The organism is Cupriavidus necator N-1 (assembly GCF_000219215.1).
GTDB lineage: Bacteria > Pseudomonadota > Gammaproteobacteria > Burkholderiales > Burkholderiaceae > Cupriavidus > Cupriavidus necator.
This window is the reverse complement of record NC_015726.1, coordinates 2,622,641-2,646,996: the sequence shown is the minus strand read 5'-3', so window position 1 is coordinate 2,646,996 and position 24,356 is coordinate 2,622,641. Positions and strand designations below refer to the sequence as shown.

Here is a 24,356-nt window from a genome sequence, read left to right as displayed (position 1 = left end):
TGTGCGGCAGTCCCGCCGGGTAGGGCGGCGCCGACAGGGATTGTGTGTGCTTGTTGTTGTCCGTGCCGGGACGGCAATCAGGCTTGCCGGGGCCGGGTGGTGGCGAGTTTACTCCGGCTCGGGAAAACGCGTACTGCGCCGCCCGCGAGGCCGGCCGGGTTGGGGCGCCCTGGCAAAAAGTGGCGGCGGCCCGGCAAAGCGGCGCCGGCGCGGGCTGGCAGGGCGAGCGCCTTTTTGGCGGGATTGCCGTCGCCCGCTTCCATTACAATGCAGTGCCCGGTGCCCCGGCGCGTGCACAGTTGTGCGCCTCGTGGCAGCCGGGACCATCACTTTCGTAGCGACTCCATGGCGAGCAAAACCAGTCAGTACAGCGAATCTTCCATCCGGGTCCTGAAGGGCCTGGAGCCGGTCAAGCAGCGTCCCGGCATGTACACCCGGACCGACAACCCCCTGCACATCGTGCAGGAGGTGATCGACAACGCCTCGGACGAGGCCCTCGGCGGCCACGGCTCCGAGATCCTGGTGACCCTGCATCGCGACGGCAGCCTCAGCGTGGAGGACGACGGCCGCGGCATTCCGGTGGGCATCCATCCGGAAGAAGGCGTGCCGGTGGTCGAGATCGTCTTCACCCGGCTGCACGCCGGCGGCAAGTTCGACAAGGGCAAGGGCGGCGCCTATGCGTTCTCGGGCGGCCTGCATGGCGTGGGCGTGTCGGTGACCAATGCCTTGTCGACGCAGATGGACGTGACCGTGTGGCGCGACAGCATGTGCTCGACGCTGACCTTCTCCGGCGGCGACGTGACCGTGCCGCTGGCCTCGCGCAAGATCGAGCGTGGCGAGAAGAAAAGCGGCACCCGCGTGCAGGTGTGGCCGGATGCCAAGTATTTCGACTCGGCCGCGATCCCGCTGGCCGAGCTGCAGCGCCTGCTGCGCAGCAAGGCCGTGCTGCTGCCGGGCGTCAAGGTCACGCTGGTGACCGAGAAGACCGGCGAGCGCCAGACCTGGCAATACGACCAGGGGCTGAAGGGCTACCTGGTCGAGGCGCTGGCGCAGGGCAGTGGCGCCGAGTTGGTGATCCCGATGTTCGAGGGCGAGCATTTCGCTGACCCCGACGCCAATCCCGGCGAAGAAGGCTTTGCCGACGGCGAAGGCGCCTCCTGGGTGGTGGCCTGGACCGAAGACGGCGCGCCGGTGCGAGAGTCCTACGTCAACCTGATCCCCACGCCGGCCGGGGGCACGCATGAATCCGGCCTGCGCGAAGGCCTGTTCCAGGCGGTCAAGAGCTTTATCGAGATGCACGCGCTGCAACCCAAGGGCGTCAAGCTGATGAGCGAAGACGTGTTTGCGCGCGCCTCGTTCGTGCTCTCGGCCAAGGTGCTGGACCCGCAGTTCCAGGGCCAGATCAAGGAGCGCCTGAACAGCCGCGACGCGGTGCGGCTCGTGTCCACCTTCAGCCGCCCGGCGCTGGAGCTGTGGCTGAACCACCATGTCGAGTACGGCAAGAAGCTGGCCGAGCTGGTGATCCGCCAAGCGCAGGCGCGCACGCGCGCCGCGCAGAAGGTCGAGAAGAAAAAGGGCTCCGGCGTGGCCGTGCTGCCCGGCAAGCTGACCGACTGCGAGTCCACCGACGTGACCCGCAACGAACTGTTCCTGGTCGAGGGCGACTCCGCCGGCGGCTCGGCCAAGATGGGCCGCGACAAGGAATTCCAGGCCATCCTGCCGCTGCGCGGCAAGGTGCTCAATACCTGGGAGACCGAGCGCGACCGCCTCTTTGCCAACAACGAAGTGCACGACATCGCGGTGGCGATCGGCGTGGACCCGCACGGCGCCAACGACGAGCCCGACCTGTCCAACCTGCGCTACGGCAAGATCTGCATCCTGTCCGACGCGGACGTGGACGGCGCGCATATCCAGGTGCTGCTGCTGACATTGTTCTTCCGGCACTTCCCCAAGCTGATCGATACCGGCAACGTCTGTGTGGCGCGTCCGCCGCTGTTCCGCGTCGACGCGCCCGCGCGTGGCAAGAAGCCGGCGCAGAAGCTGTACGCGCTGGACGAAGGCGAGCTGCTGGCGATCCAGGACAAGCTGCTCAAGGACGGCGTCAAGGAAAACTCGTGGCAGATTTCCCGCTTCAAGGGCCTGGGCGAAATGAGCGCCGAGCAGCTCTGGGAAACCACCATGAACCCCGACACGCGGCGCTTGCTGCCCGTGTCGCTGGGCGAATTCGACCTGCCGCAGACCGTCGAGATGATGAATATGCTGATGGGCAAGGGCGAGGCCGCGCAACGCCGCAGCTGGCTGGAAGAGAAGGGCAACGAGGTCGAGGCCGATATCTGAGGGAAGTGAGCGGCACCTGGACGGTAAGCGTCGGCCGGGGATTGGGTAGATAATCCCCAGTTTCCCTGGCCGTCATTCCCGATGGTCGCCAACTGACAGCAATCCGGAACGCACGATGACGAAGAGAACTCCCGGCAAACCATGGCGCAAGGCGGCGGCGGCCGTCGTGGCGCTGGCCGGGCTCGCCTTCGTGCCGGCGGCGCATGCCGAGCTGTGGGGCTTTATCGATGCCGACGGCGTGGCGCACTTTGCCGACCAGAAGCTCGATGCGCGCTACAAGCTGTTCATGAAGGACGGCGGCAAGCTGGATACCGGGCGCCTGGCGGCGCGGCAGTCGCAGGCGGCCGCTGGCGCGGACATCGACCTGGAGCAGCACAAGCTGTACCGCTACGTCGTCAACCATCCCAATATCAAGACCGTCGAGCCGCTGATCCACCAGATCGCCGGCAAGCAGGACGTCGACCCGGCGCTGGTCAAGGCGGTGATGGCGGTGGAGTCGGGTTTCAACCCGGGCGCGGTGTCGCCCAAGGGCGCGATCGGCCTGATGCAGGTGATCCCCGACACCGGCGCGCGCTTCGGCGTGAGCGCCGATGCGCGCCGCACCGTCGAGCAGAAGCTGGCCGATCCACGCACCAATATCACCGCGGGCGTGCGCTACCTGAGCTGGCTGATGCAGCTGTTCCCGAACAACCTGGAGCTGGTGCTGGCTGCCTATAACGCCGGCGAGGGCGCGGTGCAGCGCTACAACAACCGCATTCCGCCTTACCCGGAGACCCGGCAGTATGTCAGCACCGTGCTGCAGTTTTACCGGCTGTACCAGCCGCAGCAGGGCGCGGTGCTCAAGCGCGCCAGCGCCAGCGCGGACGGCCCGCGCGTGAAGATGGTCATCGGCGGGCGCCGCCCCATGCCCTGACCGGCATACCCGAACAACAAGCAACCCGGCGCGCCGGCAGTTCAACGTGGCGCGCCGAATTCTTGCCTACCCATGGAACAACAAGACATCACGTTTCAACCTGAAGAGCCGGCCGATTCGCTGACGCTGGCGCGCTACGCCGAGCGCGCCTACCTTGACTACGCCGTCAGCGTGGTCAAGGGCCGCGCGCTGCCCGAGGTGGCCGACGGCCAGAAGCCGGTGCAGCGGCGCATCCTGTTCTCGATGCACGAGATGGGCCTGCGCGCCGACGCCAAGCCGGTCAAGTCCGCACGCGTGGTCGGCGACGTGCTGGGCAAGTTCCACCCGCACGGCGACCAGTCCGCCTATGACGCGCTGGTGCGCCTGGCGCAGGACTTCTCGCTGCGCTACCCGCTGATCGACGGCCAGGGCAACTTCGGCTCGCGCGATGGCGACGGCGCGGCGGCGATGCGCTACACCGAAGCGCGCCTGACGCCGATCTCGCGGCTGCTGCTCGATGAGATCGACGAGGGCACGGTCGATTTCGCCCCCAACTACGACGGCTCGATGCAGGAGCCCAAGCTGTTGCCGGCACGGTTGCCGTTCGTGCTGCTCAACGGCGCCTCGGGCATCGCGGTGGGCATGGCGACCGAGATCCCGCCGCACAACCTGCGTGAGGTCGCCGCGGCCACCGTGGCGATGATCCGCAATCCCAATATCACGCTGGCCGAGCTGCTGGCGCTGATGCCGGGGCCGGACTACCCGGGCGGCGGCCAGATCATCTCGCCGGCGTCCGATATCGCCCAGATCTACGAAGGCGGCCGCGGCAGCCTGAAGGTGCGCGCGCGCTGGACCATCGAGGAGATGGCGCGCGGCCAGTGGCAGCTGGTGGTGACCGAGCTGCCGCCGAGCACCTCGGCGCAGAAGGTGCTGGAAGAGATCGAGGAAATCACCAACCCCAAGATCAAGACCGGCAAGAAGGCGCTGACGCAGGACCAGCAGCAGCTCAAGGCCACCATGCTGGCGGTGCTGGACGCGGTGCGCGACGAATCCGGCAAGGACGCGCCGGTGCGGCTGGTGTTCGAGCCCAAGAGCAAGAACATTGGCCAGCAGGAGTTCATCCAGACGCTGCTGGCGCATACCAGCCTGGAATCCGGCGCGCCGATCAACCTGGTCATGATCGGCACCGACGGGCGTCCGCGCCAGAAGGGCCTGCGCGAGATCCTGTCAGAGTGGATCGCGTTCCGCTTCAACACCGTCACGCGCCGCACGCGCCACCGCCTGGGCAAGGTCGAGGACCGCATCCATATCCTCGAAGGCCGGATGCTGGTGCTGCTCAATATCGACGAGGTGATCCGCATCATCCGCGAGAGCGACGAGCCCAAACCGGCGCTGATCGAGGCCTTCGGCCTGAGCGACCGCCAGGCCGAGGACATCCTGGAAATCCGGCTGCGCCAGCTGGCGCGCCTGGAAGCGATCCGCATCGAGAAGGAACTGAAGGAGCTGCGCGAGGAGCAGGCCGATCTGGACGTGCTGCTCAAGTCCGAAACCATGATGCGCCGCCGCATCATCAAGGAGATCGAGACCGACGCCAAGCAGTACAGCCCGGAAGACAAGGACCCGCGCCGCACCCTGATCCAGGAAGAACGCCGCGCCGCGGCCGAAGTGCGCGTGGTCGACGAACCGGTGACTGTGGTGATGTCGCAGAAGGGCTGGGTGCGCACGCGCCAGGGCCATGGCCACGATGCGCAGCAGTTCACCTTCAAGGCCGGCGATGCGCTCTATGGCACCTTCGAATGCCGCACCGTCGACGTGCTGCTGGCCTTCGGCACCAACGGCCGGGTCTATTCCGTGCCGGTCGCCAGCCTGCCTGGCGGGCGCGGCGACGGGGTGCCCATCACCACGCTGATCGAGCTGCAGTCCGGCAGCCAGGTCGCGCATACCTTCGCGGGCGCTGCCGAGCAGCGCATGCTGATTGCCACCGCGGGCGGCAATGGCTTCCAGACCAGGGTGGGCGACATGATCAGCCGGCAGAAGGGCGGCAAGTCGTTCCTGACGCTCGATGACGGCGACACGCCGCTGGTGCCGGCGCCGCTGGGCGACGAGGCAACGCATGCGGCCTGCCTGTCCGGCAACGGCCGCCTGCTGCTGGTGGCGCTCGATGAAGTGAAGGTGCTGTCCGCAGGCGGGCGCGGCGTGATCCTGATGGAGCTGGAGCCCAAGGAGAAGCTGCTGCAGGCAGTGGGCGCCGGCGCGCCGGGACTGATGCTCTCGGGCGCGGGGCGCGGCGGCAAGCCGACTTCGCAGAAGCTGGCAGGCGTGGCCTTGCAGGCCTACGTGGGCAAGCGCGCGCGCAAGGGCAAGTCCATCGAGGCCAAGCTCAAGGAGCCGCGCATCGATCCGGTACGCGTGGAGCCGCCGGCCGGCAACTGAGTTCCCTGTTGGTTTGCTCCCTATCCCGCTTGCGGGAGAGGGAGCAAACCGTTGGCAGGTGCTGCGCCTGCAATTCCCGACATAAGGGAATGTAGCCGGTCCGAAATAACAAGAATCAAACAGCGCTCGCTTCGTCCCGCATGTCCGTCCCCCCGCTTTCCGATCTCGCCCCCGCGCCCGGTCCGCGCAAACTCTTCATCGAGTTTGCCCGCATGGGCCTGTCCGGCTTCGGCGGCGTGCTGCCCTTCGTGCGGCGCGCGGTGGTCGACCGCAACCGCTGGCTGGACGACCGCGACTTCGTCGAGCTGCTCAGCCTGGGACAGGTGCTGCCCGGCCCCAATGTGATCAACCTGGCGCTGATGCTGGGTCTGCGCTTTGCCGGCTGGCGCGGCGCGCTGGCCGCGTTCAGCGGGCTGGTGATGGTGCCGATGGGGGTGGTGATGGGTTTGATGCTGCTGTACCAGCACTACCAGGACGTCGCCGCGGTGCGGCGCATGCTGACCGGCATGACGGCGGTGTCGGCCGGACTGATGCTGGCCACCGGCTTCCGGCTGGCGCAGAGCCTGTCGATGACCGTGCGCAATGTGCTGATCGGCGCTGTCGCCTTTGTCACCATCGGCCTGCTGCGCTGGCCACTGGTGCCGGTGATGGCCGTGCTGGTGCCGCTGGCGCTGGTGTGGGAGTGGTGCATCGGCAAGGGCGCGCAGGCATGAGTCCGGGCGAAATCCTGGGCAGCCTGCTGGCCCATTTCGGCGTGCTGTCGCTGCTGGCGATCGGTGGCGCCAGCACCACGCTGCCCGACATGCACCGCTATCTGGTGGAGGCCAATGGCTTGCTGACCGATGCGCAGTTCTCGGCGATGTACGCGATCTCGCAGGCGGCGCCGGGGCCGAACATCCTGTTCGTATCGCTGTTCGGCTGGCAGGTGGCGGGGCTGGCCGGGGCGCTGACATCCATGCTCGGCATCTGCGGGCCATCGAGCCTGATCGCCTTGTGTTTCGAGTATTTCTCCGGGCGCTCGCCGCACGCACGCTGGCCGGGGTTGATCCGGCGCGCTCTGGCGGCGCTGACCATCGGCCTGATGTTCGCGTCGGGCTGGGTGCTGGCGCGCAGCGTCGACCTGCACTGGGCGGCGATGCTGGTCACCGCCGGCACGGTGCTGCTGATGCTGAAGACGCGGGTGCATCCGCTGGTGCTGGTGGCGCTCGGCGGCGCGGCCGGCCTGCTGGGGCTGGTCTAGCCCCGCCGTCCGGTCAATCGACGCCGACAAAGCCCCCGGTCTGGTGCGCCCACAGCCGCGCATACAGCCCGCCGCGCGCCAGCAGTTGCGCGTGCGTGCCACTCTCGACGATATGCCCGTTGTCCAGCACCACCAGGCGGTCCATGCGCGCGATCGTCGACAGCCGGTGCGCGATGGCGATCACCGTCTTGCCCTGCATCAGCGTTTCCAGGCTCTCCTGGATCGCCGCTTCCACTTCCGAATCCAGGGCCGAGGTGGCTTCGTCCAGGATCAGGATCGGCGCATTCTTGAGCAGCACGCGCGCGATGGCAATGCGCTGGCGCTGCCCGCCTGACAATTTCACGCCGCGCTCGCCGACCTGCGCCTCCAGCCCGGTATTGCCGTGGGCGTCGACCAGGTGCGGGGTGAATTCGTCGGCGCGGGCGCGGTGCAGGGCTTCGGCCAGTTCAGCTTCGGTGCTGGCGGGCTTGCCGTAGCGCAGGTTGTCGCGGATCGACCGGTGCAGCAGCGAGGTGTCCTGCGTGACCATGCCGATCTGTGCGCGCAGGCTTTCCTGCATGACCGCGGCGATGTCCTGGCCGTCGATCAGGATGCGGCCGCGCTCGACGTCGTAGAGACGCAGCAGCAGGTTGACCAGCGTCGACTTGCCAGCGCCGGAAGGACCGACCAGCCCGATCTTCTCGCCAGGGCGCACCGTCAGGTCCACGCCTTCGATGACGCCTGAGCCCTTGCCGTAGTGGAATCCCACCTGCTCGAAGCGGACCTCGCCATGGGTGACGCGCAACGGCTTTGCGTCGGCGCGGTCGGTGACCACGCGCGGCACGGCAATCGTCTTCATGCCGTCCTGCACCTGCCCGACGTTCTCGAAGATGCCGTTGACCACCCACATGATCCAGCCCGACATATTGTTGATGCGGATCACCAGCCCGGTGGTGAGCGCAATCGCGCCGGTGGTGACATGGCCCTCGCTCCACAGCCACAGCGCCAGCCCGGTGGTGCCGGCGATCAGCGCGCCGTTCATGGCGGTGATGGTGATGTCCATGCCGCTGATCATGCGTCCGGCCAGGCGCACCTTGTCGGTCTGGTCGGCCATGGCGTCGCGCGCATAGTCTTCCTCGTGCCGGGTATGGGCGAACAGCTTGAGCGTGGTGATATTGGTGTAGCCGTCGACGATGCGCCCCATCAGCCGCGAGCGCGATTCCGTGGCCACCACCGAGCGCTGCTTCACGCGCGGCACGAAATGGAGCAGGGCAGCCACGTAGCAGACGATCCACAGCAGCAGCGGGATCATCAGCCGCCAGTCGGCCTGCGCGAACAGCACCAGCGAGCTGACCGCATAGATCACCACGTGCCAGATCGCGTCCACCGCCTGCACGGCCGAGTCGCGCAGCGAGAAGCCGGTCTGCATGATGCGCTGCGCGATGCGCCCGGCAAAGTCGTTCTGGAAGAACGACAGGCTCTGCTTGAGCACGTAGCGGTGATTCTGCCAGCGGATCAGGTTGGCTAGGCCGGGGTTGATGACCTGGTGCACCAGCACGTCGTGCAGGCCGAAGAAGATCGGGCGCAGCAGCAGCGCCACCGCCGCCATCCACAGCAGTTCATTGCGATGCCGGCTGAAGAACTCCGCGCCGGGCGTGGTCTGGGCCATGTCGACCAGCCGGCCGAGGAAGCTGAACAGTGCCACCTCGATCAGCGCGCCGACAAGGCCCACCAGCAACAGCAGCGCGAACACGCCCCAGACTTCGCGCAGGTACCAGGCATAGAAGCGCCAGACCTGGCCGGGTGGCTCGTGGTCGGGCATGCCCCGGAAGGGGTCGATCAGTCTTTCCAGGCGACGCAACATGGTAGGTTTCCCGTTGTGCCCGGCGCGCCCCGGCGTCTTCGTGGGAGGTGGGGGCGCGCGTGCGGCGGATCAGACACAACATGATACGCGCCTTGCACAATGGAAAAGCCCCGCCAGGGCTGGAATCGCCAGGGGTGGGGCCTTGTCTGAACCGCAGTGCGGAAACTGCTGAACGGTCAGGGGTGATGGATCACCATATGCGTGAATGGCGGCACGTAGGCCTGCAGCGTCACGAACAGGCCCACCAGGATCGCCAGCACGATCGAGTGGAAGAACACATAGCGCAGGATGTCGCCCTCGTGGCCGTACCACTTGGTGGCGGTCGACGCCACCACGATGGACTGCGCATCGATCATCTTGCCCATCACGCCGCCCGAGCTGTTGGCCGAGGCCATCAGCACCGGCGACAGGCCCAGCTGCTCCGCCGTGGTCTTCTGCAGGCCGCCGAACAGCACGTTCGAGGCCGTGTCCGAACCGGTCAGTGCCACGCCCAACCAGCCCAGCATGGTGCCGAACAGCGGATAGAACACGCCGGTGTGGGCGAAGGCCAGGCCCAGCGTGGCATCCAGGCCCGAGTAGCGGGTCAGGTAGCCGATGCCGAACATCGCGCAGATGGTCAGGAGCGAGTAGCGCACCAGCTTGATGGTTTCCCAGTACTCCTTGAACAGGCGCGGCACCGAGTAGCCCATCAGCAGGCCGCCGGCGATGGCGGAGACAAAGATGCCGGTGCCGGCCATCGACAGCACGTTGAAGTTGAAGACCGCGCCTTCGATGACGTCCTTGGGCACGACCGGCGGTACCTTGACGACAGCCTTGTCCAGCCCGGGGATCGGGAATTTCCACGCCCACAGGCTATCCATCAGCTTCTTGAACTCGGGCACGCCCCAGACGAAGACGAACACCGTCAGGATCACCCACGGCATCCAGGCCTTGGCCACCGAGATGCCGACCGAGGCGGCGCTGGCGCGCGCATCGGCTTCGAGCGCTTCGGGATGGTCGACCTTGGAGTCGTCGTGGCGGCCCAGGATCCTGGTCGAGGTCCAGATCTCCTTCGGATGCCAGACCTTCAGGAACAGCGTCAGCGAGCCCATCGACACCAGCGCGGCGATTACGTCCACCAGCCACGGGCCGTGGAAGTTCGACACCAGGAACTGCGGGATCGCAAAGCTCACGCCCGCCACCAGGATCGCCGGCCAGATCGCCAGCATGCCGCGGAAGCCGGCAAAGGCCCAGATCAGCCAGAACGGCACGATCACCGAGAAGAACGGCAGCTGGCGGCCGATCATGGCCGACAGGTCGAGCAGGTCCAGCCCGGTCACCGACGCCAGGCCGATGATCGGGGCGCCCAGCGCGCCATAGGCCACCGGCGCGGTGTTGGCGATCAGCGCCAGGCCCGAGGCGGCCAGCGGCGAGAAGCCCAGGCCGATCAGGATGGCGCCGGTCACGGCCACCGGCGTGCCGAAGCCAGCCGCGCCCTCGAAGAAGGCGCCGAAGCTGAACGCCACCAGCAGCAGTTGCAGGCGGCGGTCCTCGGTGATGCCGGAGATCGAGTTCTGCAAGACCTTGAAGGATCCATTCAGGGTTGTCAGCCGATGCAGGAAGATGATGTTCAGCACGATCCAGCCGATCGGGAACAGCCCGGACACGATGCCCAGCCCCGCCGCCTTGCCGGCCATCGCCGCCGGCATGCCGAACACCGTCGAGGCGACCACCATGCCGATCAGCAACGCCAGCCCGGCCGCCAGGTGGGCCTGCATATGAAAGAACGCCAGCGCTGCCAGCAGCACGGCGACGGGAATCCCCGCGGCAATGGTCGACAGCGCCATATTGCCTAGCGGGTCATAGACTTGACTCCACACGATCGATGTCCTCCTCAGGTTGGCTCAGGCGCCGGGACGATCTGCGTGCCCTCGGCGCCGTGCATGCGCTTTGCACCGGCGAGCGGCATCCGCCGCGCGCGGGAAAGAACCAGCGATTGTAGGAACGGGTTCCGTGATCGCTGCCGTACATTGCGTCACGCCTGGCATGAGCCACATTCAGGGATCAGGGTTTCCCTGGGGGGCATTGCGGCGCACGTGGTGCCTTCCAGACACACCGGCCAGAGTACTCTAAACGGCGCCTGTTGCAAAAGTCTGCGTGCCTGCCACCGGCTCGCATGACTGGCCCGGCAGCCATGCCGGCACTGGCGCAAGCGCCGGCAGTCGGCGCATACTGGCGGGCGTCATGCCGCGGGTGCGCTGCCCGCATCCAACCATTGAATGAGGCTGCCCATGACCGAGTTCTTTCCCCCTTGGCCTTTGCTCACCGCATTCGTGCTCGCCAGCCTGGCGCTGGCCATCACGCCCGGCCCGGCCGTGGTCTATATCGTCACGCGCACGCTGGCGCAGGGGCGGCGGGCCGGGCTGGCCTCGATCGGCGCGGTGGCGCTGGGCAACCTGGGCAACGCCATCGGCGCCTCGCTGGGCCTGGCGATGCTGTTCTCGGTGTCGGCGCTGGCGTTTTCGGTGGTCAAGTACGCGGGAGCGGCCTACCTGATCTGGCTGGGCATCCGCGCGCTGCGCGGGGGTGGGGCGGCCGCGAACGGCGACACCCCGGAGGTGGCGCCACGCAGCCTGCGCCAGGTGGTGCGCGACGGCTTCGTGGTGGCGTTGCTCAACCCCAAGACCGCGATCTTCTTTGCCGCCTTCCTGCCGCAGTTCATGAACCCGGCGGGCTCGGCGCTGACGCAAAGCCTGGCGCTGGGCGTGGCCTTCGTGCTGATTGCCGCGACCACCGATGCCTGCTATGTGATGGCCGCCGCCGCGGTGATGCCGGCACTGCGCCGCGCCGGCAGGGCGCGCGCGTTCGGCCGCTACCTGACCGGCGCGGCGTTTATCGGGCTGGGGGTATTTACCGCGGCATCGGGCTCGCGCGCCGTGAAGTAAGGCCGGACCGCAGGAAAGAAAAAACTGCCGCGGCTCAGCGCAGCGGCAGTTCCAGGATGCCGTCCGCGGCGGGGCGGGCGCGCATCGCGCTCAACCAGCGCTCCAGGTCGGGGCGCGGCTGGTGCTTGAGCGGCAGCCCCATCCAGCGGTGCGCGGCGCAGGCCAGCGAGATGTCGGCCATGGTGAAGCGGTCGCCGCCGATGAACTCGCGCCCGGCCAGCGCCTTGTCCAGCAACGCCGCCAGCGGCTCGGTGCGCTCGCACGATGCCTTGATGGCGGCCTCGTTGCGCTCCGCTTCTGGCTTGCGCACCAGGTTCAGGAACGCCGTCACCATGGCTGGGCTGAAGGCGGTGGTCTGCCAGTCCATCCAGCGGTCGGCCGAGGCGCGTGCCTTGACGTCCTCGGGCCACAGTGTGCCTTCGCCATAGCGCGCGCACAGGTACCGCACGATCGCATTGGATTCCCACAGCACGAAGGGCTCGCCGCCGACATCGGTGCCGCGGAAATCCTCGATCACGGGGATCTGGCGGTTCGGGTTCAGGCGCACATAGGCCTCGGTGTCGAGATCGCCCTTGGTCACGCCGATATCCACGCGCTCATGGTCCAGGTGCAGCTCGCGCGCGCACCAGACCACTTTCTGCACGTTGATGGAGGAGAGTCGGCCCCAGATACGCAACATGTCGGCTCCTGTGGTGATGCGCGCCCGGGCTTCAGGCCGCGCGCGGTTGCTTGGCGGCGGCCGCGGCGATGGCTTCGCGGAACAGCTCGCCAAGGATCGCCACGCCCTGCTCGATGCGCTCGGCCGACACCGTGACAAAGGCCAGGCGCAGCGCGTTGCGCTTCGGGTTGCTGGCGTAGAACGGCGCGCCCGGCACATAGGCCACGTTGCGCTTCACGGCTTCTTCCAGGATCACCATGCTGTCCAGGCCCTCGGGCAGCTCCATCCAGATGAACATGCCGCCTTCGGGCGCGTTCCAGGTCACGCCCTCGGGCATATGGCGCTTGAGCGCGTCCAGCATGTACTGGCACTGCTTGCCGTAGAGCTCGCGGATGGTCGGGATATGCGTGTCGAGCAGGCCGTCGCGGATGGTCTCGTAGGCCACGCGCTGGGTGAAGGTCGGCGTGTGCAGGTCAGACGCCTGCTTGGCCTGGCACAGCTTGAAGTGCAGCTCGGGCGGGGCGATCACGTAGCCCAGGCGCATGCCGGGGGCCAGGATCTTCGAGAACGAGCCCATGTAGATCACGCCGTCCGGGTTCATCGACAGCAGGCTGGGCAGCTGGTCGCCGGTGTAGCTGAGCGCGCCGTAGGGATCGTCCTCGACCAGCAGCACGCCCTGTTCCTTTGCGCGGGCCACCAGCGCCTCGCGGCGCTCCAGCGGCAGGCGGCGCCCGGTCGGGTTCTGGAAGTTGGGCAGGGCGTACAGGAAGCGCGCGCCGGCGGTCAGCTCGGGCGTCAGCGCCTCGGGCAGGAGGCCCTTGTCGTCGCTCGGGATCGAGACGAACTCAGGTTCGAACAGCGAGAACGCCTGCAGTGCGCCGAGGTAGCTGGGGGTTTCCACCAGCACCTTGCTGCCCGGGTCGATCATCACCTTGGCGATCAGGTCCAGTGCCTGCTGCGAGCCGGTGGTGATCAGCACGCGCTCGACCGGCGCGCCATGGCGCCTGGCGACGAACTCGCGCAGCGGCAGGTAGCCTTCGGTCGCGGCGTATTGCAGCGCCGCCTGCGGGTTGTCGGCGAATACGCGGGCCGTCGCTGCCTCCATGGCCGCTACCGGGAACGAGGCCGGCGACGGCAGGCCGCCGGCGAACGAAATGACTTCCGGACGCTCGGTGACCTTCAGGATTTCGCGGATGGCCGAGCTGGTCAGTTGCTGTGCCCGGCGGGAGATGGCCCATTTCATGATGTGTCTCTTGTGGTCTGGGGGGATTCTGGGCTGAGCGGCAAGCCTGCCGCTCAGTCAACGATAAATAGTCGTGCGCCCTTCGGCGAGGACGAACGGTGCGCTTCCGCCTGGTCGGCTACCTGGTAGCTGGTTCCCGCGCCGAGCACGAACTGCCGGCCGTCTTCCAGCTCGGTATGGAGCTCGCCGTCCAGCACGAACAGGATATGGCCCTTGCTGCACCAGTGGTCGGCCAGGTAGCCGGGCGAGTATTCGACCATGCGCACGCGGATGTCGCCGAACTGGCGCGTGCGCCAGGTGGCCTCGCCCTGCTCGCCGGGGTGGCGGGTCGGCGCGATGGCCGACCAGTCGGTGGTGCCGAAGGGCAGGTTGTCGATGCGCATGCGGGCCTCAGGCCGCCTTGACTTCGGCGATCATCTCGATCTCGACGCAGGCGCCCAGCGGGACCTGCGCCACGCCGAAGGCGCTGCGCGCATGCTTGCCCTTGTCGCCGAACACTTCGGCCAGCAGCTCGGAGGCGCCGTTGGTGACCAGGTGCTGCTCGGTGAATTCGGGGGTCGAGTTGACCAGGCTCATCACCTTGACGATGCGGGTGACGCGGTTCAGGTCGCCCACATGCGCGTGCAGCGTGGCCAGCAGGTCGATGGCGATCGCGCGCGCGGCGGCCTTGCCGGACTCGGTATCGATGTCCTTGCCCAGCTTGCCGGTCCATACCTTGCCGTCCTTGCGGGCGATATGGCCGGACAGGAACACGGTGTTGCCGGTTTGCGCGGCCATCACATAGGCGGCGGCGGGGGCGTTGACGGCCGGCAGTTCGATGCCGAGGCGGGCAAGGGTGTCGTAGACCGAGGTTTGGGACATGTAGGCTCCAGTCAGTGAATGCGTCCAGGGAGGATCGGTGGTGTTTCCGCGGCAGGTGCGCTTTGCTGCACGGCGGCGCGGCGGCCAAGGGCCACGACGGCGATCACCGCCACCGCGAAGGCGATGGTGGGGGCGTCAAGCGGCTCGGCCAGGATCAGCGCGCCTCCCGCCAGCGTCAGGAACGGCTGCAGCAATTGTATCTGGCCGACGCGCGCCACGCCGCCTTTTGCGAGGCCGGCGTACCAGAAAAGGAAGCCGACAAACATCGAGAACACCGACACATAGGCCATGCCGCCCCAGGCGCGCGGCGACGCCGCGGCAATCGCCGGCAGGTCGCGCAGGGTCAGCCAGGCCACCACCGGCACCAGCACCGGCAGCGACACCGCCAGCGCCCAGCTGATGGTTTCCAGCCCGCCCAGTTCGCGCGACAGCTTGCCGCCCTCGGCATAGCCCAGCGCGCCCAGCACCACGGCGGCGAACAGGTACCAGTCCGCATGCTGCAGGCCGCCGGCGCCCTGCCAGACGGCAAAGCCCACCACCAGCGCGCTGCCGGCCAATGCCGACAGCCAGAACGCCGGCGACGGCCGCTCACGCCCGAACCAGGCGGCGAATACCGCGGTCGCCAGCGGCAGCAGGCCGGTCACGATGGCGCCGTGGCTGGCCGGCACCTCGCGCATCGCCAGCGAAGAAAACAGCGGGAAACCCGCCACCACGCCCAGCGCGGTCACGGCCAGCCGCGGCCACTGGCCGCCGCGCGGGCGGCGGCTGGCGGACAGCGCGCCGCGCCAGGCCAGCAGCGCCAGCGCCAGCAGCGCGGCCAGGACGGCGCGCGCCAGTGCGACAAAGATCGGGTCCAGCTCGGCCACCGCCATGCGCGTGAACGGCAGCGTCTGGCTGAAGATCGCCACACCGACAAAGCCGAGCAGCATGCCGCCGGAGGCCGGTGGGGCAGACGTCAGTGGCGGTGAAGCGGGGCGGCTGGCGGGCATGGTCGGGGTCTTGGTTGTCATTGGCTCGGAATCGGATCGCCGGGGGTCACTGAACGCCCGGGCTGGCACTGACCGCAATCCACAGCGCGGTCAGCGCCAGCGCCGCGCCCATGGCGCGGTTGAACCAGCGCACGCGCTGGCCTTGCTGCAGCCATTGCCGCAGCGATGCGCCCAGCACGCCGTACACGCCGTTGCTGACAAAGCCCAGCACGGCGAACACGCCGCACACCAGCAGCACGCGCTGCACCGGCGAGGGCGCGCCCGTCATGTAAGAGGCCGCGACCGCCAGCGCCAGCATCCACGCCTTGATGTTGGCGTACTGCAGCACCGCCGACTGCCACACGCTCAGCGGGCGCAGCACCTGCTTCTGCGTCAGCACCGTGCTGCGCGCGATCTTCCACGCCAGCCACAGCAGATAGGCCACGCCGGCCAGGTGCACGCTGGCGGCCAGCGCGGGCTGGCCCAGGATCAGCGCGCCCACGCCCAGCGAGCACAGCGCCAGGATGCTGGCAAAGCCGAAGGCCACGCCCACGCAGTGCGGCAGCGTGGCGCGCAGCCCGAAGTTGGCGCCGGTGACCGCGGCGATGGTGGTGTTGGGCCCGGGCGTGAACAGGCCCACCGTCAGCAGGGTCAGCAGGGCCAGGAACTGCGCGGCCGTCAGGCCGGTGAGCAAGCCGGACGCCATCACGCGAACGCGACCACCACGCGCCGGTTGGTGCGGCTTTTCTTCTCAATCTTGGTCACCACCACCGCGCCGATCTCGCTGGTGTTGGCCACGTGCGTGCCGCCGCAGGGCTGGCGGTCCACGCCGGGGATCTCGATGATGCGGATGCTGGTCGTGCCCGCCGGCGGCGCGGCGCCGATGGTGCGCACCAGCTCTGGCTGGGCGGCCAGTTCCTGCGGTGTGATCAGCGTGGTGCGCACCGCAGTGTTGGCGTGGATCAGCGCGTTCAGGCGCTCGGTCAGGTCGGCCTTGTCCAGGGTCGACTCCGGCAGGTCAAAGTCGACGCGCGCCGACTCCGGCGAGATGCCGCAGCCGGTCACCGGCGCCGGGATCAGCGAGCCCAGCAGGTGCAGGCAGGTATGCAGCCGCATCAGCTTGTGGCGGCGCGCCCAGTCGATGGTCACGGTGACGCGCTCGCCCACGCGCGGCAGCGGCGCATCCGGTGCGGGCACATGCAGGATGCGGCTGCGGTCGTCGGCGTAGACAGTGTCGACGATGGCCACCGAGCGCCCGTCGGCCAGCGCCAGCGTGGCGGTGTCGCCGGCCTGGCCGCCGCTGCGCGCGTAGCACACGGTTTCGTCGAGTTCGATCCCTTCGGCGCCGGCCGCCACCACGGTGGCGGTGCAGTGGTCGAGGTAGGGGGCTTCGTCGAAGCGCTTGCGGGTGGCGGACATCGGGGGTCTCCTGGTGGGCTTGTTCTGGGTGTGGCTAGCGCAGGATGCGGATGCCCTGCGCGGTTTCGATTTCGGCAATCAGTTCAGGCGGGCCGTCGGCCTGCTCGATGGCGATGAGGTGGTCGGCGCCCAGCCAGGCCAGTCCCTGGCGCAGCAGCTCGGCGCGCGGGTGGCGCCCGGACAGCCTGCGCAGCGCCAGGTCCTGCCGCGGCAGGCTGACGCCGGGGTAGCTGGCCACGTCCCACTGGATCAGGCTGGGCAGCAGGCCGTCGCCAGCGCTGTCGGCTTCGCCCGGCCAGGCGGGCAGGCTGCCGTCCTCGGGCACGGTAATGCGCCAGTGCAGGCCGCCGCGGGTCATCGGGATGACCGGGGCGATGCGCTCCGGGTACTGCGCCTGCCACCGGCCCAGGTCGGCGGGGCGTTCCGCGCGCGCGGCCCAGTGCAGCAGGAACGGGCCGTCGCGCAGGCGCTGCTGCACGGCCTCGGTGTCCAGGCCGAACCAGCGCGGGCGTGCCGGCGCGGCGGCGGCCGGATCGACCGCGATCACTTCCAGGTAGACGCCGCCGAACATGCCCAGCACGCGGTTGTGCGTGGCCATGGCCGCGTGCGCACCGCCGCCCTGGGGCGCAATGCCCAGCAGGCCGGCAATGTAGTCCGTGCCGGCGGCCAGGTCGGGCGCGGCGATGACGAGGTGATCGAGGGCGAGCTTCATCGTGGCTTGATGGTAGGCAAGGTAGTCGGTACAGTACCGGTACAGTTGAGCGGATCGTATTCAGTACAGTTGCAGGAGCAGCACATGGATGCCAACGGCAGGGATGGCGACGCGGGCAGCGAGACCGCCACCGTCGCCCGTCAGAAGGATAGCGGAGGCGACGCCCAAAGCACATCGGGGCATGCCTCCGGCCGCGCGCTGCGGCTGGTGGTGCCGCCCACCGAGCGCTTCCCGGATCCGATCCCCTCGGCGCAGATGACGCTGGTCGAGCAGCTGACCGAATGGGCCCGCATGCGCATCGACGAGCGCGTGTTCCGCGCCGGCATGCGCATGCCGTCGATCCGGCAGCTGGCGCAGGAGAAGGGCATCTCGCGCTTTACCGTGGTCGAGGCCTATGAGCGGCTGGTGGCGCTGGGCTACCTGGAATCGCGCCGCGGCTCCGGCTTCTACGTGCGCGAGCGCGCCCCGGCCGCGCCCGCGGCGCCGGTGTCCGGCGGCGTGGCGGTGGCGCGCAATATCGACGTGACCTGGCTGCTGCGCAGCATGTTTCATACCGCCGAGGCGCACAAGGCGCCCGGGCTGGGCTTCCTGCCCAATGACTGGCTCGACGGCGAACTGATTGCCAGCGCGCTGCGCGGGCTGGGCCGCCAGCCCGGCAACCATTTCCTGGCCAGCGGCACGCCGCAGGGCTTCCTGCCGCTGCGCCAGCAGCTGCGCACCCGGCTGGAAGAACTGGAGATCGGTGCCAGCGCCGAGCAGATCGTGCTGACTTCGGGCATCACCCAGGCCCTGGACCTGATTGCGCGGCTCTACCTGCAGCCCGGCGACACGGTGCTGGTGGGCGACCCGGCCTGGTTCGTGATGTTCGGCCGCTTTGCCGCGCAGGGCGCCCAGGTGATCGGGGTGCCCTACACCGCCGAGGGGCCGGACCTGGAGGCGCTGGAGCGCATCGTGCAGGCACGGCGGCCCAAGCTGTTCGTGATCAACTCGGTGCTGCACAACCCCACCGGCACCTCGCTGTCGGCGGCCAAGGCCTTCCAGCTGCTGCGCCTGGCCGAGCAGTACGACTTCCTGATCGTCGAGGACGACATCTACTGCGACCTGTGCCCGCCCGGCCACGCCGCCACCCGGCTGGCCAGCCTGGACCAACTGCGCCGGGTGATCTACCTGGGCAGCTTTTCCAAGACCCTGGCGGCCAACCTGCGCGTGGGCTTTATCGCCGCGCACCCGGAGATGGCGTCGGCGCTGACCGACAGCAAGCTGCTGGCGGGGCTGGCCACGCCTGAGATCAACGAGCGCGTGCTGTACAAGGTGCTGACCGAGGGCCACTACCGCAAGCATGTGGAGCGCGTGCGCACCCGGCTGGACCGCGCCCGCAACGAGACCCGGCGCGAGCTGGAGCGGCTGGGCCTGCGCCTCTTTCCCGGCCAGCACGCCGGCATGTACCTGTGGGCCGATACCGGCCGCGACACCAACGCGATCGCCACCGCGGGGCATGAAGAAGGCTACCTGTTCGCTCCGGGCAGCCTGTTCTCGCCGTCGCAGATGCCGTCGGGCTGGATGCGCTTCAACGTTGCCAGCAGCGGCCACCCGGACATGCTGGCCTTCCTGGCGCGCCAGCTCGAACGCCTGTAAGTCACATCCCGGCAGCACCCGGGCCTTGAAAAATGGCCCGGGCGGCCCTATGTCTGGCGGCACCGGCCACATGACCGTGGTCACACCCACTTTCAAGATTCGCCTGTTTCCAAGAGGAGAACCATGACCGCACCGCACGAGACGATGAGCTTCCAGGCGGAAGTGAAGCAACTGCTGCACCTGATGATCCACTCGCTGTACAGCAACAAGGAAATTTTCCTGCGCGAGCTGGTCTCGAATGCTTCGGACGCCACCGACAAGCTGCGCTTCGAGGCGATCGCGAACCCGTCCCTGCTGGAGAACGACGCCGACCTGGCGATCCGCATCGAGGCCGACGCCAAGGCGCGCACGCTGACGATCACCGACAACGGCATCGGCATGAGCCGCGACGAGGCCATCCGCAACCTCGGCACCATCGCCCGCTCGGGCACCAAGGAATTCTTCCAGCAATTGTCTGGCGACCAGCAGAAAGATGCCGCGCTGATCGGCCAGTTCGGCGTGGGCTTCTACTCGGCCTTTATCGTCGCTGACAAGGTTACGGTGGAAACGCGCCGCGCCGGCTTGGGCGCCGAAGACGCAGTGCGCTGGGAAAGCACCGGCGACGGCGAGTTCACCATCGATGCCATCGCCCGCACCGAGCGCGGCACCACCATCACGCTGCACCTGCGCGAGGGCGAGGACGACTTCCTCTCGGCCTGGCGCCTGAAGGGCATCATCCAGAAGTATTCGGACCATATCTCGCTGCCGATCCGCATGCCCAAGGAGGTGTGGGACGCAGAATCCAGCACCTACCAGCGCACCGCCGAGTGGGAAAGCGTGAACCAGGCGAGCGCGTTGTGGACGCGTGCCAAGTCCGACATCACCGACGAGCAGTACACCGCCTTCTACCAGCACATCGCGCACGACAACGAGGCGCCGCTGGCCTGGACCCACAACCGCGTGGAAGGCCGCAGCGAATACACCCAGCTGCTGTATATCCCGGCGCGCGCCCCGTTCGACCTGTGGGACCGCAACCACAAGGCCGGCCTGAAGCTGTATGTCAAGCGCGTCTTCATCATGGACGACGCCGACCAGCTGCTGCCGGGCTACCTGCGCTGGGTCAAGGGCGTGGTCGATTCCGCCGACCTGCCGCTGAACGTATCGCGCGAACTGCTGCAGGAAAGCCGCGACGTCAAGGCCATCCGCGAGGGCTGCACCAAGCGCGTGCTGTCGATGCTGGAAACGCTGGCCGACAGTGAAGAAGAAGCCGAGCGCGCCAAGTACACCACCTTCTGGCAGCAGTTCGGCCAGGCGCTCAAGGAGGGCATCGGCGAAGACCAGGCCAACCTGGAGCGCGTGGCGAAGCTGCTGCGCTTTGCCTCCACGCACAACGACACCGCCGAGCAGAACGTGGCGCTGGCTGCCTACGTCGGCCGCATGAAGGAAGGCCAGGACAAGATCTACTACGTCACGGCCGATACCTGGTCCGCCGCGAAGAACAGCCCGCACCTGGAAGTGTTCCGCAAGAAGGGGATCGAAGTGGTGCTGCTGACCGACCGCGTCGACGAATGGATGCTGTCGTTCCTGCGCGAGTTCGACGGCAAGGAACTGGTGTCGGTCGCGCGCGGCGACCTGGACCTGGGCAAGCTCGCCGACGAAGCCGAGAAGGCCGAGCAGGAAAAGGCCGAGGCCGACTGGAAGGACGTGGTCGAACGCGCCAAGGGCGTGCTCGACGGCAAGGCCAAGGACGTGCGCGTGACGCTGCGCCTGACCGCGTCGGCCTCGTGCCTGGTCTCTGACGAAGGCGACATGAGCGGCTATCTGCAGCGCCTGCTCAAGCAGGCCGGCCAGAAGGCGCCGGACGCCCAGCCGATCCTGGAACTGAACCCGGAACACGCGCTGGTGCAGAAACTGCGCGATCTCCCCGAGGGCGATGCCTTCAGCGACCGCGTGCAGGTGCTGTTCGACCAGGCGCTGCTGGCCGAAGGCGGCATGCTGGACGATCCGGCTGCATATGTGCAGCGCGTCAACAAGCTGCTGGCCTGACGCCCCGGCTGCCCTCGCCGCGCAGGCGGCGGGGGATTCTCATCTCAATGTGTTGTAACGGAGCGCGTGACCGATGACGCTGAAGCGGTGCTTCCCGCCTGTCGTTGACGCCGGCACGCGCATCCTCATTCTTGGCAGCCTGCCGGGCGAGGCGTCACTGGCGCAAAGCCAGTATTACGCGCATCGGCAGAATCAGTTCTGGCGCCTGACCGGCGATGTTCTGGGTGAAGACCTGGTCCACATGGACTATGCCGCGCGGCTGCAAACGCTTCTGGCGCATCACGTCGGTCTGTGGGACGTGGTGGCGCAAGCGAAGCGTGAGGGCAGCCTGGACAGCAACATCCGGGATCACGCCGGCAGAGCCTGTCAGATTTCTTGTGTGTTGAGGTCATGAGACGATATCGAAAGAAACGCCTTATGACCGAAACAACAAGCATGACCAAGAAGAGAAAGAAATCGAGCGCGCCGAAGCTGTTTCCGGATGAGTTGATCGATCAACTGCTGGCTCAGGTACAGAACAAGGACGCCGAGTCGATTCTCGGTGAATCAGGCTTGGCCGGCCTGCTCAAGAAGCAGTTGGCCGAGCGTATGCTTGCCGCCGAACTGACGCACCATCTGGCCAGCGAGGCCAAGCAAGGCAAGAGCGGCAATCACCGCAACGGCAGCAGTGCAAAGACCGTCATCACGCCCAACGGCGAGCTGGAACTGGACATTCCGCGCGACCGGCAAGCCACCTTCGAGCCGCAACTGGTCGCCAAGTACCAACGCCGGCTGTCCGGCTTCGACGACCACGTAATCAGCATGTATGCACGCGGGATGAGCGTGCGTGAGATTCAGGGCCATTTGCAGGAACTGTATGGGCTGCAGGTCTCGCCTGACCTGATTTCCACCATCACCGACGAAGTGCTGGCCGAGGTCGACCAATGGCAGCAGCGCCCGCTGGAGGCGATGTACCCCATTGTCTACTTCGACGCGCTGCGCCTGAAGATCCGCGACGAAGGCACCGTCAGGAACAAGGCGGTGTACCTCGCGCTGGGCATCCGCGCCGATGGGCGCAAGGAAGTCCTCGGCCTGTGGATCGAGCAGACCGAAGGCGCCAAGTTCTGGCTCAAGGTCTTCAACGAGCTGAAAAACCGCGGCCTGGACGACATCCTGGTCGCCGTGGTCGATGGCCTGCGCGGCTTCCCCCAGGCCATCGAGGCCGTCTACCCGGCCGCGCAAATCCAGACCTGCATCGTCCACCTGATCCGCAACTCGCTCAACCTGGCGAGCTGGAAGGATCGCAAGGGCCTGGCGACCGCGCTCAAGCCGATTTACCAGGCTGCCACGGCCGATGCCGCTGCGACTGCGCTGGATGCCTTTGCCGGCAGCGACTGGGGCCGCAAATTCCCGACGGTGGCCGACATGTGGCGGCGGCAATGGGAGCAGGTCATCCCGTTCTTCGCCTATCCGCCGGAAGTGCGCAGAATCATCTACACCACTAATGCCATCGAGAGCATGCACATGCAGTTGCGCAAGATCGTCAAGAACCGAGGCCACTTCCCCAGCGACGAAGCCGCCAGCAAGCTGCTGTACCTGGCCTTGCGCAACATCGAGAAAGATTGGAAGATGCCGCCCATCACCTGGAAACAAGCGGCCAACCAGTTCGCCATTCTCTTCGGTGACCGCTTCACCAACGCCCTACGCTGAGATTTATTTAACCGACCTCAGCACACAGAATTCCTGACACCTCCCGCCGGCAACGACCTGGCGAGCCTGATCGAATCACTACCCAGGCTGGCTGTCATCGCCTTCAATGGCGGCACTGCTGCGCGTATCGGTTTGAAGGTGCTCGGGCAGCATGACGACCATCACCGGACCATCAAGCTTCCATCCAGTAGTCCCGCTCATACCTTGTCCTACCCGGAAAAGCTGCGCGCCTGGCAGGCATTGCAGGCGTGGCTGTCTGTAAAGCAGCATCTGGCATAGCTCGTTCACGCACCCACGTTACCTGGGCATCCCTTCATACATGCCGGTGACGTCATCCATCACCTGAAGAATACGCTCGCTGGTCGTGGCGATGTTTCTCAACTGTTCCGCGCGACTGACCCCGGTCTGGTTGAGTGCCTCTTCAAAGAACAGCCACTGAGAGCCGGCAAGCAGCAGTTCGCGACGGATTGCCTCGGTGTTTTGCGGCGCCGAGGTGAGAAGCTCCTGCGCGGCTGCGAATTCCCTGGTAGCCGTGTCCAGATCCTGCGCCATCTGGGGGGAGGTAATTCCCCAGGCGCGGAACATGCTGATCTTGGCGATTCTCTGCGAGAGCATCCGCTGGCGGCCGGCAACGTTGATCAGCTTGCCCGTCGCGGTGCCGGAATGTTTCTCGAGCAGGAGGGTTCCCTGTTGCGCAAGCTTCAGCACGTCCTCGCTCATTCTTGCGATGGTTTTCGCGCTATCGGGATTCGGATCGCCGCCGGACAGCAACTGTCTATAGGGAATCCATGTCTGCTCGAGCCTGGCGTAGGTATCCTTGATATCAGGCGTGGGCGCGAACGCCTTCAGCTCCATGAGTTGCTTGTCGAAGAGCGCCGCGGACTGTTCGAGAATCTTCTTTGAACGTTCGACTTCAACGCCGAGGCCAGCCTGGCAGTAAGCCTTGGCCATGCGCTGAGACAGCATGCGCTGGCGGCCCGCCTTGTTGATCGCCGCGTTGATCGTCAGCGTTTCGGCGGAAGCGGTCCCGGCCAGGGACAGGACGCTGCAGACAATCAGGCAGAAGGAACAGAGGTAACGTTTCAAGGGCGTCTCCGCATCAAACTCTGGTTGGCCCCGGCTCGAACATTGACGGGCGCTTGCGTGCGATATCGAGCGCGGCAGTGTCCCCCCGCGAAGCGAGCAGCATCTGGAGGACGATCCGTTGCGACAGCATGCGCTGCCTTCCGGAAAGGTTGATCGATGCGCCGATGGTTTCGGTGGACATCTCGGTCTCGGGTGACTGAGTAGAGAGAGCGTTCATGCCATGCCTTGCAGGTAGTGTCGACGCAGACGCGCACCGCGCTGACCGGCAAAGCCAAAGCGCCCCGAAGCGCGATGCCTGCGAACCGGTTGTCCGGTTCGTGGTCCATTCGCTTCGGGGCGTCGTTGCCCGGGATGCTCCTTTTCGGAGCATGTCATCGCGGCTTGCCAATCT

General features: G+C 67.2%; 20 protein-coding genes and 3 pseudogenes. 11 read left to right on the top strand and 12 right to left on the bottom strand.

Annotation, left to right across the window (positions count from 1 at the left end):
- The first annotated feature begins 345 nt into the window (after nt 1-345).
- The 5 genes from CNE_RS12455 to CNE_RS12435 all read left to right on the top strand — a co-directional run bounded on the left by CNE_RS12455 (nt 346) and on the right by CNE_RS12435 (nt 6,902).
- Nucleotides 346-2,337, top strand: a complete 1,992-nt coding sequence (locus tag CNE_RS12455) for a DNA topoisomerase IV subunit B (protein WP_013957466.1) — start codon at nt 346-348, stop codon at nt 2,335-2,337.
- Between the two features lie 115 nt (nt 2,338-2,452).
- Nucleotides 2,453-3,250, top strand: coding sequence for a lytic transglycosylase domain-containing protein (locus tag CNE_RS12450; protein WP_013957465.1), 798 nt, complete (start codon nt 2,453-2,455; stop codon nt 3,248-3,250).
- 72 nt (nt 3,251-3,322) lie between these two features.
- Complete coding sequence (parC, locus tag CNE_RS12445) at nt 3,323-5,662, top strand: DNA topoisomerase IV subunit A (protein WP_013957464.1); 2,340 nt, start codon at nt 3,323-3,325, stop codon at nt 5,660-5,662.
- 140 nt (nt 5,663-5,802) lie between these two features.
- A complete protein-coding gene (locus CNE_RS12440) occupies nt 5,803-6,375 on the top strand; it encodes a chromate transporter (protein WP_013957463.1) in 573 nt (190 codons plus the stop codon).
- The gene (locus CNE_RS12435) at nt 6,372-6,902 is read left to right on the top strand and encodes a chromate transporter (protein WP_013957462.1); all 531 of its coding nucleotides are present in this window, start codon (nt 6,372-6,374) and stop codon (nt 6,900-6,902) included. The genes CNE_RS12440 and CNE_RS12435 overlap by 4 nt, the downstream gene beginning before the upstream one ends.
- A gap of 13 nt (nt 6,903-6,915) precedes the next feature.
- Here CNE_RS12435 and CNE_RS12430 read toward each other — a convergent pair whose 3' ends face one another.
- Nucleotides 6,916-8,745 carry an ABC transporter ATP-binding protein gene (locus CNE_RS12430; protein ID WP_013957461.1) on the bottom strand — a complete coding sequence of 610 codons (1,830 nt, stop codon included), beginning with the start codon at nt 8,743-8,745 and terminating at the stop codon, nt 6,916-6,918.
- A 176-nt stretch (nt 8,746-8,921) separates the two neighbouring features.
- Nucleotides 8,922-10,604, bottom strand: a complete 1,683-nt coding sequence (locus CNE_RS12425; protein WP_013957460.1) for an L-lactate permease — start codon at nt 10,602-10,604, stop codon at nt 8,922-8,924.
- Between the two features lie 411 nt (nt 10,605-11,015).
- Between CNE_RS12425 and CNE_RS12420 the strand changes: the two genes are divergently transcribed.
- A complete protein-coding gene (locus CNE_RS12420) occupies nt 11,016-11,669 on the top strand; it encodes a LysE family translocator (protein ID WP_013957459.1) in 654 nt (217 codons plus the stop codon).
- Nucleotides 11,670-11,703: 34 nt separating this feature from the next.
- Here the strand turns inward: CNE_RS12420 and CNE_RS12415 are convergent, their stop codons facing one another.
- The 8 genes from CNE_RS12415 to CNE_RS12380 are packed head-to-tail and all read right to left on the bottom strand — an operon-like array spanning nt 11,704 to nt 17,530.
- Nucleotides 11,704-12,348, bottom strand: coding sequence for a glutathione S-transferase family protein (locus CNE_RS12415; RefSeq protein WP_013957458.1), 645 nt, complete (start codon nt 12,346-12,348; stop codon nt 11,704-11,706).
- A 31-nt stretch (nt 12,349-12,379) separates the two neighbouring features.
- Nucleotides 12,380-13,570 (bottom strand): aminotransferase-like domain-containing protein, encoded by a 1,191-nt coding sequence (locus tag CNE_RS12410; RefSeq protein ID WP_013957457.1) that lies wholly within the window; start codon nt 13,568-13,570, stop codon nt 12,380-12,382.
- 53 nt (nt 13,571-13,623) lie between these two features.
- Nucleotides 13,624-13,953, bottom strand: coding sequence for a DHCW motif cupin fold protein (locus CNE_RS12405; protein WP_010813560.1), 330 nt, complete (start codon nt 13,951-13,953; stop codon nt 13,624-13,626).
- Nucleotides 13,954-13,960: 7 nt separating this feature from the next.
- On the bottom strand, nt 13,961-14,431 hold the full coding sequence (locus tag CNE_RS12400; protein WP_013957456.1) for a RidA family protein: 471 nt from the start codon (nt 14,429-14,431) through the stop codon (nt 13,961-13,963).
- Between the two features lie 11 nt (nt 14,432-14,442).
- Nucleotides 14,443-15,420, bottom strand: coding sequence for a DMT family transporter (locus CNE_RS12395; RefSeq protein ID WP_041228431.1), 978 nt, complete (start codon nt 15,418-15,420; stop codon nt 14,443-14,445).
- 46 nt (nt 15,421-15,466) lie between these two features.
- Nucleotides 15,467-16,105, bottom strand: a complete 639-nt coding sequence (locus CNE_RS12390) for a LysE family translocator (RefSeq protein ID WP_013957454.1) — start codon at nt 16,103-16,105, stop codon at nt 15,467-15,469.
- On the bottom strand, nt 16,105-16,818 hold the full coding sequence (locus CNE_RS12385; protein WP_013957453.1) for an alanyl-tRNA editing protein: 714 nt from the start codon (nt 16,816-16,818) through the stop codon (nt 16,105-16,107). Before CNE_RS12385 ends, CNE_RS12390 begins: the two co-directional genes overlap by 1 nt.
- Before the next feature lie 34 nt (nt 16,819-16,852).
- Complete coding sequence (locus CNE_RS12380; RefSeq protein ID WP_013957452.1) at nt 16,853-17,530, bottom strand: VOC family protein; 678 nt, start codon at nt 17,528-17,530, stop codon at nt 16,853-16,855.
- Nucleotides 17,531-17,614: 84 nt separating this feature from the next.
- Here CNE_RS12380 and CNE_RS12375 point away from each other — a divergent pair, with 84 nt between their 5' ends.
- The 5 genes and pseudogenes from CNE_RS12375 to CNE_RS42085 all read left to right on the top strand — a co-directional run.
- On the top strand, nt 17,615-19,165 hold the full coding sequence (locus tag CNE_RS12375) for an aminotransferase-like domain-containing protein (protein ID WP_013957451.1): 1,551 nt from the start codon (nt 17,615-17,617) through the stop codon (nt 19,163-19,165).
- Between the two features lie 123 nt (nt 19,166-19,288).
- Entirely contained in the window at nt 19,289-21,190 is a 1,902-nt protein-coding gene (gene htpG / locus CNE_RS12370) for a molecular chaperone HtpG (protein ID WP_013957450.1), read from the top strand.
- A 73-nt stretch (nt 21,191-21,263) separates the two neighbouring features.
- Nucleotides 21,264-21,548, top strand: a pseudogene (locus CNE_RS12365) (DNA-deoxyinosine glycosylase); the annotation flags it as partial.
- 77 nt (nt 21,549-21,625) lie between these two features.
- Nucleotides 21,626-22,879, top strand: coding sequence for an IS256 family transposase (locus CNE_RS12360; protein ID WP_148271584.1), 1,254 nt, complete (start codon nt 21,626-21,628; stop codon nt 22,877-22,879).
- Between the two features lie 45 nt (nt 22,880-22,924).
- Nucleotides 22,925-23,158 (top strand): annotated as a pseudogene (locus tag CNE_RS42085) (DNA-deoxyinosine glycosylase); the annotation flags it as partial.
- A gap of 18 nt (nt 23,159-23,176) precedes the next feature.
- Here the strand turns inward: CNE_RS42085 and CNE_RS12355 are convergent.
- Entirely contained in the window at nt 23,177-23,965 is a 789-nt protein-coding gene (locus CNE_RS12355) for a type IV pili methyl-accepting chemotaxis transducer N-terminal domain-containing protein (protein ID WP_013957446.1), read from the bottom strand.
- Between the two features lie 34 nt (nt 23,966-23,999).
- Nucleotides 24,000-24,335 (bottom strand): annotated as a pseudogene (locus tag CNE_RS42080) (type IV pili methyl-accepting chemotaxis transducer N-terminal domain-containing protein); the annotation flags it as partial.
- Nucleotides 24,336-24,356 lie beyond the last annotated feature (21 nt).

Bases quoted from the DNA above. Each gene is read 5' to 3' on its own strand.
- CNE_RS12405 (WP_010813560.1), bottom strand. From the start codon at position 13,953: ATGCGCATCGACAACCTGCCCTTCGGCACCACCGACTGGTCGGCCATC.
- CNE_RS12380 (WP_013957452.1), bottom strand. From the start codon at position 17,530: ATGAAGCTCGCCCTCGATCACCTCGTCATCGCCGCGCCCGACCTGGCC.
- CNE_RS12435 (WP_013957462.1), top strand. From the start codon at position 6,372: ATGAGTCCGGGCGAAATCCTGGGCAGCCTGCTGGCCCATTTCGGCGTG.
- parC (WP_013957464.1), top strand. From the start codon at position 3,323: ATGGAACAACAAGACATCACGTTTCAACCTGAAGAGCCGGCCGATTCG.
- CNE_RS12395 (WP_041228431.1), bottom strand. From the start codon at position 15,420: ATGCCCGCCAGCCGCCCCGCTTCACCGCCACTGACGTCTGCCCCACCG.
- CNE_RS12390 (WP_013957454.1), bottom strand. From the start codon at position 16,105: ATGGCGTCCGGCTTGCTCACCGGCCTGACGGCCGCGCAGTTCCTGGCC.
- CNE_RS12375 (WP_013957451.1), top strand. From the start codon at position 17,615: ATGGATGCCAACGGCAGGGATGGCGACGCGGGCAGCGAGACCGCCACC.
- htpG (WP_013957450.1), top strand. From the start codon at position 19,289: ATGACCGCACCGCACGAGACGATGAGCTTCCAGGCGGAAGTGAAGCAA.
- CNE_RS12400 (WP_013957456.1), bottom strand. From the start codon at position 14,431: ATGTCCCAAACCTCGGTCTACGACACCCTTGCCCGCCTCGGCATCGAA.
- CNE_RS12420 (WP_013957459.1), top strand. From the start codon at position 11,016: ATGACCGAGTTCTTTCCCCCTTGGCCTTTGCTCACCGCATTCGTGCTC.
- CNE_RS12440 (WP_013957463.1), top strand. From the start codon at position 5,803: ATGTCCGTCCCCCCGCTTTCCGATCTCGCCCCCGCGCCCGGTCCGCGC.
- CNE_RS12430 (WP_013957461.1), bottom strand. From the start codon at position 8,745: ATGTTGCGTCGCCTGGAAAGACTGATCGACCCCTTCCGGGGCATGCCC.
- CNE_RS12415 (WP_013957458.1), bottom strand. From the start codon at position 12,348: ATGTTGCGTATCTGGGGCCGACTCTCCTCCATCAACGTGCAGAAAGTG.
- CNE_RS12450 (WP_013957465.1), top strand. From the start codon at position 2,453: ATGACGAAGAGAACTCCCGGCAAACCATGGCGCAAGGCGGCGGCGGCC.
- CNE_RS12360 (WP_148271584.1), top strand. From the start codon at position 21,626: ATGACCAAGAAGAGAAAGAAATCGAGCGCGCCGAAGCTGTTTCCGGAT.
- CNE_RS12455 (WP_013957466.1), top strand. From the start codon at position 346: ATGGCGAGCAAAACCAGTCAGTACAGCGAATCTTCCATCCGGGTCCTG.
- CNE_RS12410 (WP_013957457.1), bottom strand. From the start codon at position 13,570: ATGAAATGGGCCATCTCCCGCCGGGCACAGCAACTGACCAGCTCGGCC.
- CNE_RS12385 (WP_013957453.1), bottom strand. From the start codon at position 16,818: ATGTCCGCCACCCGCAAGCGCTTCGACGAAGCCCCCTACCTCGACCAC.